Annotated in this window: 18 protein-coding genes and 1 riboswitch; of the genes, 15 read left to right on the top strand and 3 right to left on the bottom strand. The window is 74.5% G+C overall.

The window, feature by feature from the left end:
* Positions 1 to 27: 27 nt before the first annotated feature.
* Complete coding sequence (locus ACERM0_RS02880; protein ID WP_373677012.1) at positions 28 to 645, bottom strand: hypothetical protein; 618 nt, start codon at positions 643 to 645, stop codon at positions 28 to 30.
* Positions 646 to 788: 143 nt separating this feature from the next.
* Here ACERM0_RS02880 and mihF point away from each other — a divergent pair, with 143 nt between their 5' ends.
* From mihF to ACERM0_RS02865, 3 genes are all read left to right on the top strand, one after another.
* On the top strand, positions 789 to 1,109 hold the full coding sequence (mihF, locus tag ACERM0_RS02875) for an integration host factor, actinobacterial type (RefSeq protein ID WP_373677011.1): 321 nt from the start codon (positions 789 to 791) through the stop codon (positions 1,107 to 1,109).
* Positions 1,106 to 1,675, top strand: a complete 570-nt coding sequence (gene gmk / locus ACERM0_RS02870; RefSeq protein ID WP_373677010.1) for a guanylate kinase — start codon at positions 1,106 to 1,108, stop codon at positions 1,673 to 1,675. The genes mihF and gmk overlap by 4 nt, the downstream gene beginning before the upstream one ends.
* 102 nt (positions 1,676 to 1,777) lie before the next feature.
* Complete coding sequence (locus tag ACERM0_RS02865) at positions 1,778 to 3,520, top strand: hypothetical protein (RefSeq protein ID WP_373677009.1); 1,743 nt, start codon at positions 1,778 to 1,780, stop codon at positions 3,518 to 3,520.
* 225 nt (positions 3,521 to 3,745) lie between these two features.
* Here ACERM0_RS02865 and ACERM0_RS02860 read toward each other — a convergent pair whose 3' ends face one another.
* Positions 3,746 to 4,315, bottom strand: a complete 570-nt coding sequence (locus tag ACERM0_RS02860) for a LemA family protein (RefSeq protein ID WP_373677008.1) — start codon at positions 4,313 to 4,315, stop codon at positions 3,746 to 3,748.
* A 10-nt stretch (positions 4,316 to 4,325) separates the two neighbouring features.
* Positions 4,326 to 5,081: a hypothetical protein gene (locus ACERM0_RS02855; RefSeq protein WP_373677007.1), complete on the bottom strand. Its 756-nt coding sequence runs from the start codon at positions 5,079 to 5,081 to the stop codon at positions 4,326 to 4,328.
* 211 nt (positions 5,082 to 5,292) lie between these two features.
* On the opposite strand from ACERM0_RS02855, the gene rpoZ reads away from it, so the two are divergent.
* The 12 genes from rpoZ (at position 5,293) to ACERM0_RS02795 (ending at position 18,391) form a co-directional block, all read left to right on the top strand.
* Positions 5,293 to 5,562, top strand: a complete 270-nt coding sequence (rpoZ, locus tag ACERM0_RS02850; protein ID WP_373677469.1) for a DNA-directed RNA polymerase subunit omega — start codon at positions 5,293 to 5,295, stop codon at positions 5,560 to 5,562.
* Positions 5,563 to 5,606: 44 nt separating this feature from the next.
* Positions 5,607 to 6,830 (top strand): bifunctional phosphopantothenoylcysteine decarboxylase/phosphopantothenate--cysteine ligase CoaBC, encoded by a 1,224-nt coding sequence (coaBC, locus tag ACERM0_RS02845; protein ID WP_373677006.1) that lies wholly within the window; start codon positions 5,607 to 5,609, stop codon positions 6,828 to 6,830.
* Positions 6,831 to 6,904: 74 nt separating this feature from the next.
* Complete coding sequence (gene metK, locus ACERM0_RS02840) at positions 6,905 to 8,095, top strand: methionine adenosyltransferase (RefSeq protein WP_373677005.1); 1,191 nt, start codon at positions 6,905 to 6,907, stop codon at positions 8,093 to 8,095.
* A gap of 13 nt (positions 8,096 to 8,108) precedes the next feature.
* Positions 8,109 to 10,118, top strand: a complete 2,010-nt coding sequence (locus ACERM0_RS02835; RefSeq protein ID WP_373677004.1) for a hypothetical protein — start codon at positions 8,109 to 8,111, stop codon at positions 10,116 to 10,118.
* Between the two features lie 72 nt (positions 10,119 to 10,190).
* A complete protein-coding gene (gene def, locus ACERM0_RS02830; RefSeq protein ID WP_373677003.1) occupies positions 10,191 to 10,763 on the top strand; it encodes a peptide deformylase in 573 nt (190 codons plus the stop codon).
* Between the two features lie 90 nt (positions 10,764 to 10,853).
* Positions 10,854 to 11,783, top strand: a complete 930-nt coding sequence (gene fmt / locus ACERM0_RS02825) for a methionyl-tRNA formyltransferase (RefSeq protein ID WP_373677002.1) — start codon at positions 10,854 to 10,856, stop codon at positions 11,781 to 11,783.
* Complete coding sequence (rsmB, locus tag ACERM0_RS02820) at positions 11,780 to 13,090, top strand: 16S rRNA (cytosine(967)-C(5))-methyltransferase RsmB (protein ID WP_373677001.1); 1,311 nt, start codon at positions 11,780 to 11,782, stop codon at positions 13,088 to 13,090. Before fmt ends, rsmB begins: the two co-directional genes overlap by 4 nt.
* Before the next feature lie 131 nt (positions 13,091 to 13,221).
* Positions 13,222 to 13,914, top strand: coding sequence for a ribulose-phosphate 3-epimerase (rpe, locus tag ACERM0_RS02815; protein WP_373677000.1), 693 nt, complete (start codon positions 13,222 to 13,224; stop codon positions 13,912 to 13,914).
* The gene (locus ACERM0_RS02810) at positions 13,911 to 14,882 is read left to right on the top strand and encodes a response regulator (protein WP_373676999.1); all 972 of its coding nucleotides are present in this window, start codon (positions 13,911 to 13,913) and stop codon (positions 14,880 to 14,882) included. The genes rpe and ACERM0_RS02810 overlap by 4 nt, the downstream gene beginning before the upstream one ends.
* A 61-nt stretch (positions 14,883 to 14,943) precedes the next feature.
* A riboswitch (FMN riboswitch) is annotated at positions 14,944 to 15,077 on the top strand.
* A gap of 157 nt (positions 15,078 to 15,234) precedes the next feature.
* Complete coding sequence (gene ribD, locus ACERM0_RS02805) at positions 15,235 to 16,329, top strand: bifunctional diaminohydroxyphosphoribosylaminopyrimidine deaminase/5-amino-6-(5-phosphoribosylamino)uracil reductase RibD (RefSeq protein WP_373676998.1); 1,095 nt, start codon at positions 15,235 to 15,237, stop codon at positions 16,327 to 16,329.
* The gene (locus ACERM0_RS02800) at positions 16,329 to 17,042 is read left to right on the top strand and encodes a riboflavin synthase (protein ID WP_373676997.1); all 714 of its coding nucleotides are present in this window, start codon (positions 16,329 to 16,331) and stop codon (positions 17,040 to 17,042) included. The genes ribD and ACERM0_RS02800 overlap by 1 nt, the downstream gene beginning before the upstream one ends.
* Positions 17,039 to 18,391, top strand: coding sequence for a bifunctional 3,4-dihydroxy-2-butanone-4-phosphate synthase/GTP cyclohydrolase II (locus ACERM0_RS02795; protein ID WP_373676996.1), 1,353 nt, complete (start codon positions 17,039 to 17,041; stop codon positions 18,389 to 18,391). Before ACERM0_RS02800 ends, ACERM0_RS02795 begins: the two co-directional genes overlap by 4 nt.
* The last annotated feature ends 3 nt before the right edge of the window (positions 18,392 to 18,394 follow it).

The following is an 18,394-nucleotide window of genomic DNA, read 5'->3' as shown; positions in this document are numbered from 1 at the left end:
GCGACCTGGGCGAGGTCGCGCCCGGCGTCACTCCAGTTCGAGCGGCAGCGGCACGTGGCGGGACCGGGCGTCGAACTCGGCCTCCACCAACGCCACGACGTCGTCCCAGGTGTGGGCCCGGGGGCTGGGCAGGTCACGGTTGTAGGGCTGGTCGAACACGATCACGGCACGCCCCGCCCCGCGCAGCGCCAACACGTTGCTCGGGGAGTCGTCGACGTAGAGGTCCGCGCCCACGTTGGGCTTGTCGCCGATGAAGCACAGGTCCCGGTAGGGGATGTTGTGCTGGTCGAGCCAGAAGGCGGTGTCGGCCGCGCTGGACTCGTGGGCCCAGTTGAACAGCAGCCGGTGCGTGATGATCCGGATCCACACGCCGGCGTCGGAGAGCCGCCACAGCGCCTCCGACACGCCCGGCAGCGGGTCCATGTGGCGGAACATCCGGTCCTCGAGTACCGCCTTCTTGTGGGCCTGCTCGAACTCCTCGAACGTCAACCCCCATTGCGAGTAGGCGTCCATGACCGTCTGTGGCGGCAACTGGTCCGGATGGCGGCCGAAGTGGCGGACCACGGACGCGCGGAACGCGCCCTCGTAGTCGGCGCAGACCCCGTCGAGATCCACCCCCAGCACGAACTGGTCGATGCTGGTCATGCTTCCTCCCCGACCGGTGGCGCGTTCGTCGCGTCCGGGACGCTACCCGCCCACCGCACGGACTAGGGTTGCGCCGCGAACGAGACGATTCGACCTGTTGCCGTGGTCGTCGACCCGCCGGCGACCCGTCCGGAGCCAACCGCATGCCGCTGCCCGAGCTCGATCCCGAGCAGCGCCGCGCCGCCCTCGCCAAGGCGGCGGAGGCGCGCCGCATCCGTGCCGAGCTGAAGCAGATGCTCAAGGCCGGCGAGGTCAGTCTGCGGCAGGTGCTGGACCGGGCCGAGTCGGCGGACGCCCTGGCGAAGATGAAGGTCTGCGAGGTGCTCGAGGCCATGCCGGCGTACGGCCCGGTGAAGGCCCGTCGCCTGATGGAGGAACTCGACATCGCGCCCACGCGCCGCCTTCGCGGCCTGGGACCTCGGCAGACCGAGGCGCTGCTGGCCACGTTCGAGCATCGCCCGTGACCCCTCGCGGCCTCCTGGTCGTGATCGCGGGTCCCAGCGGTGTCGGCAAGGGCACAGTGCACGGGCGCGTCCGCGCGGCGCTGCCCGACAGCGTCCTGTCGGTGTCCGTGACCACTCGTCCGGCGCGCCCGAACGAGGCCGACGGGGTCGACTACCACTTCGTCGACCGGCCCCGCTTCGAACAGATGGTGGCAGACGGCGAACTGCTGGAGTGGGCCGAGTACGCCGGCAACCTGTACGGCACGCCGCGCCGCCCGGCCGAGGCGGCGGTCGCGGACGGCAAGGTCGTCGTGCTCGACATCGAGGTGCAGGGCGCCCTACAGGTGCGCGAGCAGTCCACGGACGCGTTGCTGGTGTTCCTCGCCCCGCCCTCCTTCGCGGAGCTCGAACGGCGCCTGCGTACCCGCGGGACCGAGGACGACGAGGCCGTAGACGCCCGTCTCGAGGTAGCACGACGCGAGTTGGCGCAGCGTGATCTGTTCGACGCGGTGGTCGTCAACGACGACCTCGACCGCTGCGTCGCCGAGGTGCTGGACGCGATCGCCGCGGCGCGCACCGTCACCTGAGGGAGCCGCTCACCCGAGAAGACGCGAGCGAGCCCGTCCCGTTTCCACAGGTCGCGGGCAACGCATCCGGGCCGTGTCACACCCGTCGTCGATACTCGGCCGATGCTTCGCACCGCTTCCGCCCCGTCGCTGTCGGCCGCTCCGGCCGGCTGCTACCGGGTTGCCGGTGGGGCCGCCGCGCGACGGGGGACGCGTCCACACACGGTCGGGCAGCTGCTGGCCGCCGACCATCGCGCCGGCTACCAGGCCGAAGCGTCGGTGAGCGCAGAGGCAGCGTCGACGCGCGGCGCGGTGTCGGCGCGTGATGCGGCGACCGGCTCAGCTGGCGCTGCCGGCACCGGCGGTCCCGCCGCCACGCCCGCTACGCCGCCCGATTCCGACCCGGCGGCTGCGGCCGACGGTCTGGACGCGTTCCCGTTGCTGGCCGAGGTGCCGGCGCTGGCCGGGATGCTCGACGAGCTGCGCCTGGTCGATCGGCTGCTCGCCTCGGTGTTGGACACGATCATCCAGCTCCAGGACAACTCCGTGGTTGAGACGGTCACGGGGGTGCCGTTGGAGCAGTGGCTGCTGTCCGAGGCCCGCCGTACGACGGCGGATCGGCGGATGCTGCTCACGGCCGCCGACGTGTTGCGGCGGCTGCCCGGCCTCAAGGCCGCATTCGACCAAGCCCGGATCTCGTGGGCACAGCTGCGGATCATCGCGCTGGAAGTCGCCCGGCTGCCGCGCCGGCTCGACGCGCAACTGGACGCCGCGGTCGACGAGCTGGTCGACCGGTTGGAGGGCACGGACCCGGATGCCGTATCCGGCCTGGTGCGGTGGCTGGCCGCCGACCTCACCGCCACCGACCCCGAACCCGCTGACCCGGACGACGAGCCGGCGGAGATGCTGGTGCTCCAGCCGCGGCTGGACGGCAGCGGCGGCAGGTTCTTCGGACAGGCAGGCGCGGCCAACTTCGCGCTGCTAGAGGCCGCCACCGACCCCGGCCGGGCCGGTCCGGCCACCAAGGCCGGCATCGGCCACGACCCGGATCCCGACCAGGTCCGGCAGGCGTCGGCCGATCGGGGCCGGCGCCGGTTCGAGAAGCTGATCGACCTGTTGGAGGCCGGCGCGACCGGCGATGGTGAGGGGCGGGTGCCGGTCAAGGTGTTGCTGCGTGTCTCGTACGACACCCTGCTCGACACCGGCCGGCTGCCGGCCGAGGTGTTGACCCGCCTGTCCGGCGGGCGGCTGCAGCTCACGTCCGTGGCGGCGCGGCGGCTGCTCGACCAACGCGGCACCGAGCTGCGGGCCATCGTCGTCGACGACACCGGCCAGGTCCTCGGCGTCGGCCGGACCCGCCGGTTGCCGCCCGGTTGGCTGTCCGACGCCGTGCTCGCGGTGCACGACACCTGCAGCGAACCGGGCTGCCAGGTCGCCGCGCTGGCCTGCGATCTGGACCACGCAAGGCCCTGGCACCCGGTCCGCCCTGGCGAGCTGACGGGACGCACCGACATCGATCAGCTGGCGCCGGTGTGCCGGCCCACCAACCACACCAAGGAGACCGCCGGCTGGACCGTCTCCCAGACCGCCGACGGCGTCCGCATCTGGCACCACCCCCGCACCGGACTGCGGATCCGGACCCTGCCCGGCACCACCCGCATCCCCCTCCCACCCACACCCGCCGACCGCGGTCCCAGCGGCGGCACCGACCCACCGGCCGCACCACGCGACGGGCCGAGCGGCGGCACCGACCCGCCGGCCACGCCGCGCGGCTCGCCGCGAACCGGTGCCGACCCGCCCGCCGCGCCTCGCGACGGACCCGAAGACGCCGACGCCGCCGACCCTCACGACGCCATGCCGTTCTGACGCGAGCAACCGCGCCGCCAATCGCGTCGCGGCCTCGCGCGAGATCCACCACGTCACCCGCCCACCACGCCGAACCCGCCCCCGCGGGGCGTCGCGTGGTGGGCTCGACGTGCGTGCAGTGCGGCCCGCCGCCGCTCGGTGGCGGCCGCGCCGAGTCGCGAGTACGTCCGCAGTCCGGCCCCACCACCTCGACGCCGGCGCGCCAGCCGGACCAGCGGTGCTGCGTCAGGCGCTGACGTGCGGGGCGTGTCGCGCGGCGGCGTCCAGGATCTCGAACAGCGGGCGGCGGTCGAACCCGAACGCGGACGCGACCAGGTTCGACGGGAACGCCTGCCGCCGACGCTCGTAGGCGGCCACCTCGAGGTTGTAGAGCCGGCGCGAGGCGGAGATGCGGTCCTCGGTCTCCACCAGCTGCCGTTGCAGGTCGAGGAACACCCGGTCGGCGCGCAGCTGCGGGTAGCCCTCGGCCAGCACCAGCAGGCCGGTCAGCCGCTCGGTGAGCGCGTCCTCGGCCCGGGCCTGGTCGGTCACCGGCACCTCGGGGGCCACGGACGCCACCGCCCGGTTGCGGGCCTCGACGACCTGCTCGAACAGGGCACGTTCGTGGGCGGCGTAGCCCTGCACGCTGCGTACCAGGTTCGGGACGAGGTCGTGGCGGCGCTGCAACTCGACGTCGATGCCCGCCCAGGCGGCGTCCATGGACGCCCGCTGGGCGACGAACCGGTTGTAGGTATAGATCGGGGCGAACACCACGGCGACGGCGACGACGATCGCGACCAGCACACCGGGATCCATGCGGTCTCCTTCAGGGCCGTCGATCGAGGGCGCGCCAGAACTGGGCGGGCACGGCACCCAGGACGCGGGCGGTGTCCTGCCGCACGGCCGGCAGCTGGCCGACGCAGCCGGTCAGCGACGTGTCGCGGTGGGACGGGTCGCCCGACACCACCAGCAGGTCGCCAAGCAGTTCGATGGTGCGACCCTGGAACTCGGCGAGCAGCAGTTCCTGCAGGCGCGCGTCGAGCAGCTGCACCGTCAGCATGCGGTCGTCGGCGACCACCCGGAACCGGCGGTTGAAGGCGTCTGACTCCAGCTGGTGGTCGCGGCGTGAGAGCCCGAGCCGTCCGAAGACCGACTCCGGTCCGATGCGGACGTGGTCGGGAACCGGCGCCGGCAGCCGCGTCACGGTGACCATCGTGCGGCGGGTCACGTAGGTGGTCGTCGTGTTGCCGTTGGCGTCGCGGTTCTCGCGCCGCTCCTCCCACCACCACTCGAATGCGGCGCAGGCCAGTTCGGCCGGTTCGCCGTGGAGGGTGACCGGCAACGGGCCCTGGACCCCGTAGCGCACGCCGTGCTTGCGGTCGCCCCGCTTGCAGCCGGTGAAGGTCGCGGCCAGCTGCTTCGCCGGCAGCCCGAGGGGCGTCGTCGTGGGTGCCAGGCCCGGTTCGCGCGCCAGCAGCTGGGCCATCGACTCCTCGAGCCGGCGCCGCTGCACGTGCTGGACGTACCACGCCAGGCCGCCGATCGCGATCACGGCCAGCACGATCAACACCATCGGTTCCATGCCTGCGCCCCGGTCGTCCGCCGCCCCGTGCCCGCAGAAGGGCGTGGCGGAACCCTACCGGGCACGATGCCGCGAGGACCCGAGCTCCGGCACACATCTTGCGTGCGAGCCGGTAGCCTGACGCGACCGCGCCCGGGGCGGCCGTGTCCGCCTGCCCGTGCACGACGTCTCGCCACGCTTCCCCGTCTCCCACGCTCGCGGAGGTACTCCGATCGCTCGCATCGACGACCTGATGGACAAGGTGGACTCGAAGTTCCACCTGGTGCACCTCGCGGCCAAGCGCGCCCGCGAGATCAACGGCTACTACGCGCAGCTCGGCGAGGGCCTCGGCCAGTACGTCCCGCCGCTGGTCCAAACCGCGTCGAACAAGCCGCTGTCGATCGCGCTCGAGGAGATCTCGCAGGCGAAGATCGAAGGCGTCGAGTCGGCCGGGGACGGCACCGACCCGCTCGCGTTCATCGAGGGCGACGAACAGGCCTGACCTTGCGGCGGCACGCCGCCGCGGCCCGAGTCGGGAGCACGCACGTGAGCGATCTGCGCGGCGCCCGGATCCTGCTGGGCGTCAGCGGCGGCATCGCGGCGTACAAGGCCGCGCTCCTGGCACGGCTGCTGGTCGGTGCCGGGGCCACCGTCGATCCGGTGCTCACCCGTGGCGCCCGCCACTTCGTGGGTGCCGCCACGTTCGAGGGCATCACCGGCCGCCACGTGCGTGACGAGGTCTGGCAGGACATCCCTGACGAGACCCACGTCGCGCTGGGGCGCGCCGCCGACGTCGCCGTCGTCTACCCGGCGACCGCCAATGTCCTGGCCAAGCTCGCCGGCGGCCATGCCGACGATCTGCTGACCACGACGCTGCTGGCCGCCACCTGCCCGCTGGTCGTGGCACCGGCGATGCACACCGAGATGTGGGAGCACGCGGCCACGCGCCGCAACGCGGCCGTACTGCGCGAGCGCGGCGTCGACGTGCTCGGCCCGGCGGTCGGGCCGCTGATGGGTGGCGACGCCGGCGCCGGGCGGCTTGTCGAACCCGACGAGGCCTACGCCCGGATCGTCGCCCACCTCCAGGCCACCCGCAGTCGCCGTGACGACCTCGCCGGCCGGCGGGTGCTGGTCACCGCCGGCGGCACCCGGGAGCCGATCGATCCCGTGCGCTTCCTCGGCAACCGCTCCAGCGGGAAGATGGGCTTCGCGGTGGCGGCCGCGGCTGCCGCCCGCGGCGCCAAGGTCGATCTCGTCGCCGCGCCGTCATCGTTGGCGACGCCGCCGGGTGTGGAACGCCACGACGTCACCACGGCGCTCGAGATGCGCGACGCCGTGCTGGCTCGGGTCGACGCGGTCGACGTGGTCGTCAAGGCCGCGGCCGTGGCCGACTTCCGCCCGGCGCAGGCGGCGGCCTCCAAGCTCAAGAAGGCGGCCGGGGCTCCGCGGCTGGAGCTGGTGCCCAACCCGGACATCCTGGCGGAGCTCGGTGCCCGCAAGGCCGGCGGAGGCCTGCGAGCCCTGCTCGTCGGTTTCGCCGCGGAGACCGACGACGTGGAGGCCTACGGGCGCGACAAGCTCGCCCGCAAGAACGCCGATCTGCTCGTCGTCAACGACGTCGGTGCCGCCGACGCCGGCTTCGGGGTCGACACCAACCGCGTCGTGATCCTCGGCCGCGACGGCAGCCGGGTCGAGGTGGCGCTGGCGGCCAAGACGATGGTGGCCGACCGGATCCTCGACGAGGTGGCGGCCCGACTTCGCCAGGGCTGATCCTCGCTAGGCTGGCGCGTCGTCCGCGCCCCGCTCCGTGAGGTGCCGGACGTCCACGTCTGCCAGGAGTACCCGTGTCGCGTCGAAGCCTGTTCACGTCCGAGTCCGTGACCGAGGGGCACCCGGACAAGATGGCCGACCAGATCTCGGACGCCATCCTCGACGCCATCCTGGCCGAGGACCCGCAGGGGCGCGTCGCCTGCGAGACGCTGGTGACGACCGGTCAGGTCATCATCGCCGGCGAGATCTCCACCGAGACCTACGTGGACATCCCCCGCGTCGTGCGCGACACGGTCCTGTCGATCGGCTACGACCACCACGACATGGGCTTCGACGGCAACACCTGTGGGGTTTCGGTCGCCATCGACGAGCAGTCGCCCGACATCGCGATGGGCGTCGACACGGCCTTCGAGTCGCGCACCGGCGAGGACACCGACCCCTACGCGCTGCAGGGCGCCGGCGACCAGGGGATGATGTTCGGCTACGCCACCGACGAGACCCCCTCGTTGATGCCGACGCCGATCTACCTCGCGCACCGGATGGCCCACCGCCTGTCGGACGTGCGCAAGTCGGGCGAGATCCCCTACCTGCGTCCCGACGGCAAGACGCAGGTCACCGTCGCCTACGAGAACGGGGTGCCGAAGGCGATCACGGCGGTTGTCATCTCCACCCAGCACCGCTCGGAGATCGACCTGTCGACACTGCTGCGGCCCGACATCGAGGAACAGGTCATCCAGCCGCTGCTGCCCGACGACATCGACACATCGGACGTGAAGGTCTACGTCAACCCGACCGGCCGGTTCGAGCTGGGCGGTCCGCTGGCGGACGCCGGCCTGACGGGCCGCAAGATCATCGTCGACACCTACGGCGGCATGGCCAGACACGGCGGTGGGGCGTTCTCCGGCAAGGACCCGTCGAAGGTCGACCGATCGGCGGCGTACGCGGTGCGGTGGGTGGCCAAGAACATCGTCGCCGCCGGCCTCGCCAAGCGCGCCGAACTGCAGGTCGCCTACGCGATCGGCGTGGCCTCCCCGGTGTCGCTCAACCTGGAGACCTTCGGGACCGAGCAGGTCGACCCCGACGCGATCCTGCGCGGCGTGCGCGAGGTCTTCGACCTGCGCCCCGCCGCCATCGCCGACGCGCTGGAGCTGCGCAAGCCGGGCTACCGCCAGACCGCGGCCTACGGCCACTTCGGCCGCGAGGGCGACCGGTTCACCTGGGAGCGCACCGACCGCGCCGACGCGCTGCGTCGCGCCGTTCAGTGACGCCGTCGGCGTCGTGACGCCGGGCCCGGACGATCCGGACCGGACCCGTTCGGAAGCCCGCGGGCCGGAGCCGGACCAGCTCGGAGCGGACGGCCCGCCGCGGCGCATCGCCCGGGTCGTCGTCGAGGTGGAGCCGTTCCACCTCGACCGCGCGTTCGACTACCTCGTTCCCGACGACGTCGAGGTGGTGGCGGGCCAGCGGGTGCAGGTCGCGTTCGCGGGCCGGTCCGTGCGCGGCCTGGTCGTCGAGGTGGGCGACCACAGCGAGGTGCCGCCCGCGCGGTTGCGACCGCTGAAACGGCTGCTCGGCGAGCACGTCTGGGTGCGACCGGACGAGCTGGGCCTGCTGCGGTGGGCGGCCGACCGGTACGGGGCGCCGCTGGCCGACGTGGTCCGGCATGCCCTGCCGGCGCGCACGGTGGACGTCGAGCGGCGTGCCGCCGACGCCGGCTGGTTCCCACCCGGCACGGCCCGCCGTCCGCGCCCCGACCCACCGCCGCCGGCCGCCGACGTCGACGCCGCCTGGGCGGTCTACGGCGAGTCGGGCACGGAGCTGCGGGCGGCCGTGGCCGCCGGCGCCGGCTCGTTCCTGTGGCGGCCGCTGCCGGGCGAGGACGTCGCGGCCCGGCTGGCCGAACTCGCGCAGCTGTGTCTGGCCGGCGACCGCGACGTGCTCGTGCTCGTGCCGGATCCGGCCTCGCCGGTCGCGGACGCCGTGGTGGCCGCCGCCGGAGACCTGGCGGTCGACCTGCGGGGCGGGCCGTCGCCGCGGGTGGCCTACCGCCGCTGGCTGGAGGCGCGCTGCGGGATCGCCCGGGTGGTCGTCGGCGAGCGCGGCGCCGTGTGGACGCCGCTGGAGCGGCTCGGGCTGGCCGTGGTGCTCGACGAGGCCAACCCGGCCTACAAGGAGCGGCGCAGCCCCCGCCACCATGCCCGCGACGTCGTGCTGGAGCGGGCCCGCCGCGCCGGCGGGGTCGGCCTGGCCGTCGCCACGGTGCCCAGCGCGGTCGCCTGGCGGCTGCTGCGGGAACGGCGGGTCGCGCCCGTCACGCCGTCGCGGGACGCCGAGCGCGACGCCCGCCCGCGCGTGCGGGTCGACACCGGTGAGGGCGAGCCACGAGCTCGGCTGACGCGGGCGTCCTGGCGGTCCCTGCGCGAAGCGGTACGGGCCGGCAGCTACGGGGTGCTGCTCGCCAGCCGTCGCGGAGAGGGTCGGGCCCTCGTGTGCGGACGCTGCGGGGAGCGGACCGCGTGCCCGGTTTGCGCGTCGTCGCTGGCCCTGCACGGCGCGTCGGTGTCGTGCGACGGCTGCGGGTGGCAGGCGCCCCGCGTGCCGGCCTGCCCCGCCTGCGGCGAGCGGCGCGTCGTACCCTTGGCGGCCGGCGCCGCCCGGCTGGGGGCCGAGCTCCGGCGCGCATTCGACGTGCCGGTGGCGGTCCTGGAGGGCTACGGCCAGCCGGCCCCGGACCCGCCGGCCGTGCTGGTGATGACCCGCGGGTCGGTGCTCGACCGTCCGCCGGGTCCGGTCGGCGCGGTCGTGCTGCCCGACCTCGACGGCTCCCTGCGGCGGCCGTCGCTGGACGCGGCCGAGGACACCCTGCGGCTGGCGATGACCGTCGCCGCATGGACCGTGCACGGCCGCGTCCGCACCTCACCCGGCCTGGTCGTCGCCCAGACCCGCGAACCCGACCATCCCGCGATCGCGGCCCTGGCGGGCTGGGACCCGGGCGCGTTCTGGCGGGCCGAGGTCCAGCAGCGCGCCGCCCTGCGGTTCCCGCCGCTCGCGCACGCATTGCGGCTCGACTTCGGCGCCGACCCGACCGGCGACCTCGAGGCGTTGCGCGCGGCGCTGCCCGCCGGGGACGACCTGCTCGGCCCGGTCCCGGTCGACGGCCGATGGCAGCTGCTGCTGAAGGTCGACGACCGGGCCGCGACCCTGGCCGCGCTGCGGCCGCTGCGCGAGGCGTGGAGCACGGACGACCGCGACGTGCGCCTCGACGTGGATCCGGTCGACGCCTGGTGACCGGCAGGCGGCGCCCGGACCACCGGGGCTGGCGTACGCTTGGCCGCGACGACGACGTCCCAGGAGCACCTCGTGAGCAGGCTCGAGATCCGTATCTTCGGGGACCCCGTGCTGCGTCAGCGCGCTCACGAGGTCGAGGACTTCGACGGCCGCCTCGCCAAGCTGGCCGGCGACATGTTCGACACCATGCGCGCGGCCGAGGGCGTCGGCCTGGCCGCGAACCAGGTCGGCGTGCTCAAGCGGCTGTTCACCTGGGAGGTCCCGCAGGAGGATGGCGACGACCTGGGTGGTGCGGTCGTGAACCCGACCCTGCTCGACGCCTCCGAGGAGGACCTGCAGGACGGCGAGGAGGGGTGTCTGTCGTTCCCCGGCCTGTTCTACCCCGTGCAGCGGCCGCTACGCATCGAGGTCGGCTACCAGGACCTGGGCGGCGACCACCAGAAGGTCCAACTGGAGGGCTACTTCGCCCGCATCTGGTTGCACGAGATGGACCACCTCAACGGCATCCTGTTCGTCGACCACCTCGCCAAGCACGACAAGCAGGAGGCGTTGCGCCGGATCCGGGACTACCGGATCGAGCAGGGGCTCGACGACCCGACGCCGCCGAAGCCGGGCGGCCTGCTGCTCGGCCGTCGCCCGCGCTGATTCGCCGCGCGGTCGGCGCCGCCCCTCGACGCAGCGGTCGCGGGGCCCCGCGTCGCCGTGCCCCGCTGCCCCGACCCGGAGGAGCTCCCCGTGCGTGTCGCGTTCCTCGGCACCCCTGAGGTGGCCGTGCCCGCCCTCGATGCCCTCGTCGCGGCCGGCGACGTCGAGGTGGCCGTGGTCCTCACCAACCCCGACCGTCCGAAGGGCCGCTCGCGGACTCCGGTCGCGCCGCCGGTGAAGCAGGCCGCGCTCGCCCACGGGCTCGAGGTCTGGCAGCCGGCCAAGCCGAGCGAGGTGCTCGACGAGTTCGCCGCGCTGCAGGTGGACGCCTGCGCGGTCGTCGCCTACGGCGCGCTGCTGCCCAAGCGGTTCCTGGAGGCCGGAGGCCGCGGGTTCGTCAACCTGCACTTCTCCCTGTTGCCACGCTGGCGCGGCGCCGCTCCCGTCCAGCACGCCCTGCGGGCCGGCGACGAGAGGACCGGCATCACGACCTTCGTGCTCGACGAGGGCATGGACACCGGCCCGATCCTCGACCGGGTCGTGGTGCCCATCGACCCCGACGAGTCCGCCGGTGACCTGCTCGCCCGTCTGGCACGGCTGGGCGCGCCCGTGCTGGTCGACTCGATCCGGCGACTGGTCGCCGGCGAGGAGCCGGTGGCCCAACCCGCCGAGGGTGCGACGCTGGCGCCGAAGATCACCCCGGACGACGTGCGCATCGACTGGCGGGCGCCGGCCCGCGCGGTCGTCGACCTCGTCCGCAGCGCCGACCCGGCCCCCGGCGCCCACACCACGTGGCGTGGCCGGCGCCTGAAGGTGCTGGCCACCCGCGCCACGGACACGACCGGCGAGCCGGGCACCGTCGTCGCACGCACCGGCGAGGGTGTCGAGGTGGCCGCGGGTGACGGGGCCGTGCTGCTGCGGCGCGTGCAGCCGGAGGGCAAGGCCGCGATGGACGGCGTCGCGTTCGCCAACGGCTACCGGCCCGAGCCGGGCGAACGGCTCGGCGAGTACGCCTCGTGAGCGACGCCGGCCTGCCCGCCCGACGCGCCGCGCTGGCGGCGCTGACCGCCGTCGACGAGGACGACGCGTACGCCAACCTCGCCGTGCCGGCGGCGGTCGACCGGCTCGACGCCGCCCGCGACCGCGCGTTCGCGTCCCACCTGGCCTACGACACGCTGCGCTGGGAAGGCACCCTGGACTGGGCGCTGCAGCAGGTGCTGACACGGCCGCTGGACGCGGTCGAGCCCGCGCTCCGGCGGATCCTGCGACTGGGCGCACTGCAACTGCTGCGCACTTCGGTGCCCTCGCGCGCCGCCGTGTCCACCTCCGTCGCACTGGCGCGGGAGGTCGTGCCCCGCAACCGCGCCAAGGGCGCCGGCGGGTTCGTCAACGGCGTGCTCCGCAACCTCGATCGTCGCCGCGACACCCTGCCGTGGCCGGACGCGGACGCCGAGCCGGTCACCGCGCTCGCACTGACCACCGCCCACCCGGAGTGGGTCGTCAGCGACCTGCTGCACCGCTACGGGCTCGAGCGCACCCGCGCGATCCTGGAGGCCGACGACGCGCCGCCGGGGGTGACGCTGCGCGCCACCGGCGACCGCGACGCGCTGGTCGCCGAGCTGCGCGACGCCGGCCTGGACGCCCGGCCCGGCAGCCTGCCCGAGTCGGTGCGGGTGCCCGGCGCCGATCCGCGCCGGCTGGACGCCGTCCGCGACGGCCGGGCCGCGGTCCAGGACGAGGCGTCGATGCAGGTGGCCCGGGCGACCGGCGCCGGGCCGGGGGAACGGGTGCTGGACCTGTGTGCCGGCCCGGGCGGCAAGAGCGCCCACCTCGCCGCGCTCGTCGGTCCCGCCGGCCGGGTCGTTGCGGTGGAGCTGCATCCCCACCGCGCCAAGCTGGTCGAGCAGGCGGCCGCCCGGCTGGGCGTGGACGTCGACGTCCACGTCGGCGACGCGACCCGCCCGCCGCTGCCCGCCCAGGAGCGCTACGACCGGGTCCTGCTCGACGCGCCGTGCAGCGGGCTGGGCACCGGCCGCCGCCGTCCCGAGGTGCGCTGGCGGCGCCGGCCGGCCGACGCCACGGAGCTGGCCGGGGTGCAGCGCCGCCTCCTCGACGCCGCCGCGGAGCGCGTCGCCGCCGGCGGCACCCTGACCTACGCGGTGTGCACCTGGACGGCGGCGGAGACCGAGCAGGTCGCAGCCTGGTTCGACGACGCCCACGGCAGTGGGTTCGAGCCGGGGGAGCGGCGGCAGCTGCTGCCCGACGCCGACGACACGGACGGGATGTACGTCGCCACCTGGCGACGTCGTGACCAGCCCGACCCCTGAGCGACGCGTCGGCCGAACGCTCGGGCGGCGCGCCGCAGACGCTTGAGCGGGGCACCTCGGCGGCCGATGGTGGGATGACCGTCGCGGCTACGCTGCCGTCAGCGTTCGCCGTGGCCAGAAAGGGCCGTTCCGTGCATGACCTGCGTGTCGCTCCGTCCATCCTGTCGGCCGACTTCGCGCGTCTGGCCGACGAGATCGCGGACGTCGCCCCGGCCGTGTCGATGATCCACGTCGACGTGATGGACGCCCACTACGTGCCCAACCTCACGATCGGCCCGCCGGTGGTGAAGAGCCTGCGGGCGGCGACGCCGCTGCTGCTCGACGCCCACCTCATGATCACCGATCCGCGCACGTACGCGCCGCAGGTCGTGGCCGCGGGCGCCGACTCGGTCACGTTCCACCCCGAGGTGGAGGACGACCCGCTCGGGCTCGTGGAGCTGCTGCGCGACGCCGGCAGCCAGGTCGGGGTCGCGGTGCGCCCCCACCAGCCGCTGTCGCTGGTCGAGGAGCTGCTGCCGCACGTCGACATGCTCCTCGTCATGACGGTGCAGCCCGGCTTCGGTGGGCAGGCGTTCATGCCCGAGGTCCTGCCCAAGATCGCCGAGGCGGTCCGTGCCCGTCAGCACCTCGGCGCCGACTTCCGCATCCAGGTCGACGGGGGCATCTCCGCCAAGACCGTGGGCGGGACGGCCGCGGCCGGCGCCGACACGTTCGTGGCCGGCTCGGCCGTGTTCGACCAGCCCGACCGGCCCGCGGCGGCGCGCCAAGTGCTGGAGGCCGCGTTCGCGGCGCTCGAGGTGGCCGGCGGCGAGGGCGCTGCGTGACCCAGCGGGTCCTGGTCGTCGACGACGACGCCGACATCCGCGCGTTCCTGGCGTTGACGCTGGACCTCGCGGGTTTCGAGGTGCTGGAGGCCGGCGACGGCATCCAGGCCCTGGAGCGGGCGCGCGGCGGCGGCCCGGACCTGGTCCTGCTCGACATCATGATGCCGCGCCTGGACGGCATGCAGACCCTGCGGCGCCTGCGCGACGACGCCCGCACGAGCCACCTGCCGGTCGTGATGATGACCGCCCGCGATCAGCGCGAGGACACCCTGCAGGGGCTGGACGCGGGCGCGGACGACTACATCACCAAGCCGTTCGACACGGACGTGCTGCTGGCACGGGTGCGGGCGGCGCTGCGCCGCGCCGACCAGCAGCGCTCGCTGAACCCGCTCAGCGGCCTGCCCGGCAACGAACGCATCCTCACCGAGCTCGGCGAGCGACTCGAGCGTGACGAGCCGTTCGCGCTGCTCTACGTCGACCTCGACCAGTTCAAACCGTTCAACGACCACTACGGCTTCCTGCGCGGCGACGAGGCCTTGCGCGCCGTGGGCGACCTGCTGCGGACCGTGGCCCGCGACCTCGGCGACGAAGACACCTTCGTCGGCCACGTCGGCGGTGACGACTTCGTGGTGATCCTGCCGCCCGACCTCGCCGAACCCGTGGCCGAAGCCGTCTGCGAACACTTCGACGCGCTGGCCCCGACCCTGTACGACCCGGACGACCGCGCGGCCGGCTCCATCGAGGTGCCCGACCGCCGCGGTGTGCCGCAACGCTACGGGTTGCTGTCGCTGTCGATCGGCGTGGCGACCACCACCCGCCGCGACTACGCCCACGTCGGCGAGGTGGTGACGATCGCGACGGAGATGAAGCGCTACGCCAAGACCCGGGGCCGGGGTCGCTCCACCTACGCGGTCGACCGCCGCCGCGACGGCGAGGAACCGATCGATCTCGAGGTCGAGCTTCCCTGACGACGGCCGCGCCCGATCGGGGCGGGCGTCCGGGGGGCCGGCCCGAGCGGGTAGGCTGGACGGGCGTTCCCGGGGAGGGGTGGAATTCCCTACCGGCGGTGACAGCCCGCGACCCGGATCGTCCTTCGGGACGAGAAGGTGGACCCGGTGCGATTCCGGGGCCGACGGTGACAGTCCGGATGAGAGGGAACGCGGGCCGCGCCGTGCCCGCCCTCCACGGGGCGACGGCGCCCGGCCGCGCCGCCGTCCGGTGGCGTCCGGCCGGCGGTCCGCGTGCCTTCGCATCGGCTCCGGCGGACGTCGGCACCACCGTCCGGTGCCGTGCCCGCACCGCGACCGAAGGCCAACCGCCGTGTCCGCGCTCGCCGCCGCCGACCGCCGCGCCCTCGCGCGGGCGATCGCGCTGGCCGAGACCGCGCGCCACCGCACGGCCCCCAACCCGGCCGTCGGCTGCGTCCTGGTCCGCGACGGTGAGGTCGTCGGCGAGGGTGCGACCGCCCCGCCGGGTGGCCCGCACGCCGAGGCCGTGGCCCTTCGTGCCGCCGGGGACCGCGCCGCCGGTGCCACCGCCTACGTGACGCTCGAGCCCTGCGCCCACCACGGCCGCACGCCGCCGTGCGCCGCCGCCCTGGCCGACGCCGACGTACACGGCGTCGTGTACGCGCACGCGGACCCGCACGGCCTGGCGGCCGGCGGCGCCGAGGTGCTGCGCGATCGTGGGCTCCGGGTGGTCGGACCGGACGCGGTCGGCGAGGTGCTCCACGGCGCGGTGGCCGCCCAGCTCGAGGGCTTCCTGTCCGTCGCGACGGCCGGCCGCCCGCACGTGACGCTGAAGCTGGCCCAGACGCTCGACGGCGCGCTCACCGCCCCGGACGGGCGACGCTGGATCACCGGGCCGACGGCCCGCACGGCCGTGCACCGCTGGCGCGCCGAGGTCGACGCAGTGCTGGTCGGCTCCGGCACGGTGCTCGCCGACGACCCGCGCCTGGACGTGCGCCTCGTCGCGGCCGACCACCAGCCGCGCCCGGTGGTGCTCGACCGCCGGCTGCGCACCCCGCCCTCGGCCCGGGTCGTGACCCGCGGGGCCCTGATCGTCACCAGCGCCCCGGCGGACGAGAGATCGGCGCGCCGGCTCACCGACGCGGGCGCGCAGGTGCTGACGGTTCCCGCGGACGGCGCCCCGTGGCTGCCGCAGGCCCTGCGGGCCGTCGCCGCCACCGGCATCCGCGACGTCCTGGCCGAGCCGGGCGCGACCCTGGCCGACGCGCTGCTGGCCGCCCGCCTGGTCGACCGGGTCGTGCTGCACGTCGCCGACCTGGGCGACGGGCCCCCACGCCGCGCCGTCGCGCCCGCCAGCGGGCAGGTCTTCGTGACCGAGCGCGCCGGCGGGGCCGGCCCCGACCTCGTCCTGCACCTGCGCCCCCAGCCCGCCGAGGAGGCCGCCTGATGTTCACCGGGATCGTCGAGGAAGTCGGCACCGTCGACGCCATCGACCTCTACGACGGGCACGCCCGGCTCACCATCGGCTGCGCCGAGGTGGTCCGCGACGCCCGCCCCGGCGACTCGATCGCCGTCGACGGGTGCTGTCTGACCGTCACGTCGTTCCTCGACGACGACGGCACCCGCCGCGGCTTCACCGCCGACCTCATGGCCGAGACGCTGCGTGCCACGGCGCTGGGCGGGCTCGCCGAGGGCGTCGGCGTCAACCTCGAACCGGCCATGCGTGCCGATGCCCGGTTCGGCGGCCATCTCGTGCAGGGCCACGTCGACGGCGTCGGTGAGGTCGTCGCCCGCGACGAGCAGCCCGGCACCGTCTTCGTCACCGTGCGCGCCCCCGCCGCCGTCGTGCCCTACCTGGTACCCAAGGGCTCGATCACCCTGTCGGGTGCCAGCCTGACCGTCGTCGACGTCGACGGTGACCGCTTCCGGGTCGGGCTGATCCCGCACACCCTGCAGGCCACCACCTTCGACGACCGGCTGGTCCCCGGCCAGCGCGTCAACCTCGAGGCCGACGTCGTCGCCAAGTACGTCGAGCGTCTGCTCGCCGCCGGCGCCGCCTCGCCCTACACCCGTGCAGCAGCGCCCCAGGGCGATTCCCTGGCAGCGCCCCAGGGCGACGACCCGGACCGCCGGGCCGACCAGGAGGTCGATCGAGCATGACCACGTTCGCCACCATCGAACAGGCGATCGAAGCCATCCGCGACGGCAGGATCGTCGTGGTGGTCGACGACGAGGACCGCGAGAACGAGGGCGACCTGGTCCTCGCGGCCGACGCGGCGACCCCGGAGAACCTCGCCTTCCTGGTCAACCACACCAGCGGCGTGATCTGCGTGCCGATGCTCGGCGAGGACCTGGACCGGCTGCGCATCCCGATGATGGTCGTCGACAACGAGGACCCGAAGGGCACCGCCTACACCGTCTCGGTCGACGCCGTCGAGGGCACCTCCACCGGCATCTCCGCCGCCGACCGTGCCCGCACGATCCGCGTGCTGGCGGATCCGGGCAGCACGGCCGAAGACGTGCACCGACCCGGGCACGTCTTCCCGCTGCGCTACCACCCCGGCGGTGTCCTGCGCCGCCCCGGCCACACCGAGGCGTCGGTCGACCTGGCCCGCCTGGCCGGCCGGCGACCCGCCGCCGTCATCGCCGAGGTCGTCAACCTCGACGGGACGATGGCCCGGGTGCCCGACCTCGAGCGCTTCGCCGCCGAGCACGACCTGCTCATCGTCACGATCGCCGACCTGGTCGCCTACCGGCGCGAGCGCGAGCACCTCGTCGAGCAGGTGGCGGCCGCCCGGCTCCCCACGCCGTACGGCGAGTGGCGGATGATCGGCTACCGGTCGGGCGCCGACGGTTCGGAGTCCGTGGCCCTCATCCACGGCCAGCCGGAGGGCAAGCCGAACGTGCTCGTCCGCATGCACTCCGAGTGCCTGACCGGCGACGTGTTCCGGTCGCTGCGCTGCGACTGCGGCCCGCAGCTGGACCTGGCGATGGCCCGGATCGCCGACGAGGGCGAGGGCGTGATCGTCTACCTTCGCGGGCACGAGGGCCGCGGGATCGGCCTGCTCCACAAGCTGCAGGCCTACGAGCTCCAGGACGCCGGGATCGACACCGTGGATGCCAACCTGCAGCTCGGCCTGCCGGCCGACGCGCGCGACTACGGCACCGGTGCGATGATCCTCGCCGACCTCGGCCTGTCGAGCCTGCGGCTGCTGACCAACAACCCCGCCAAGCGCGCCGCGCTCGGCGGCTTCGGGCTCTCGATCGTGGAGCGGGTCCCGGTCGAGGTGCTGGCCAACGACGCGAACGAGCACTACCTGCAGACCAAGGCCGACCGTATGGGGCACCAGTACACCGGTGAGGACGTCGCCGTCTCCACCGGGGTCGGCGACATCGCCAAGCAACGGGCCACCGCCCCCGCGGCCGTGGAGAAGCCCGCACCGCGCGGCATCGGGATGGCCCCACCGCCGCAGGACGACCACCCCCGCCTCGGAAAGGACTCCGCGTGACCA

This window comes from Egicoccus sp. AB-alg2 (assembly GCF_041821065.1).
In the GTDB taxonomy this organism is placed as follows: domain Bacteria; phylum Actinomycetota; class Nitriliruptoria; order Nitriliruptorales; family Nitriliruptoraceae; genus Egicoccus.
The sequence above is the reverse complement of the archived record's forward strand: the minus strand, read 5'-3'. Positions and strand labels throughout refer to the sequence as shown.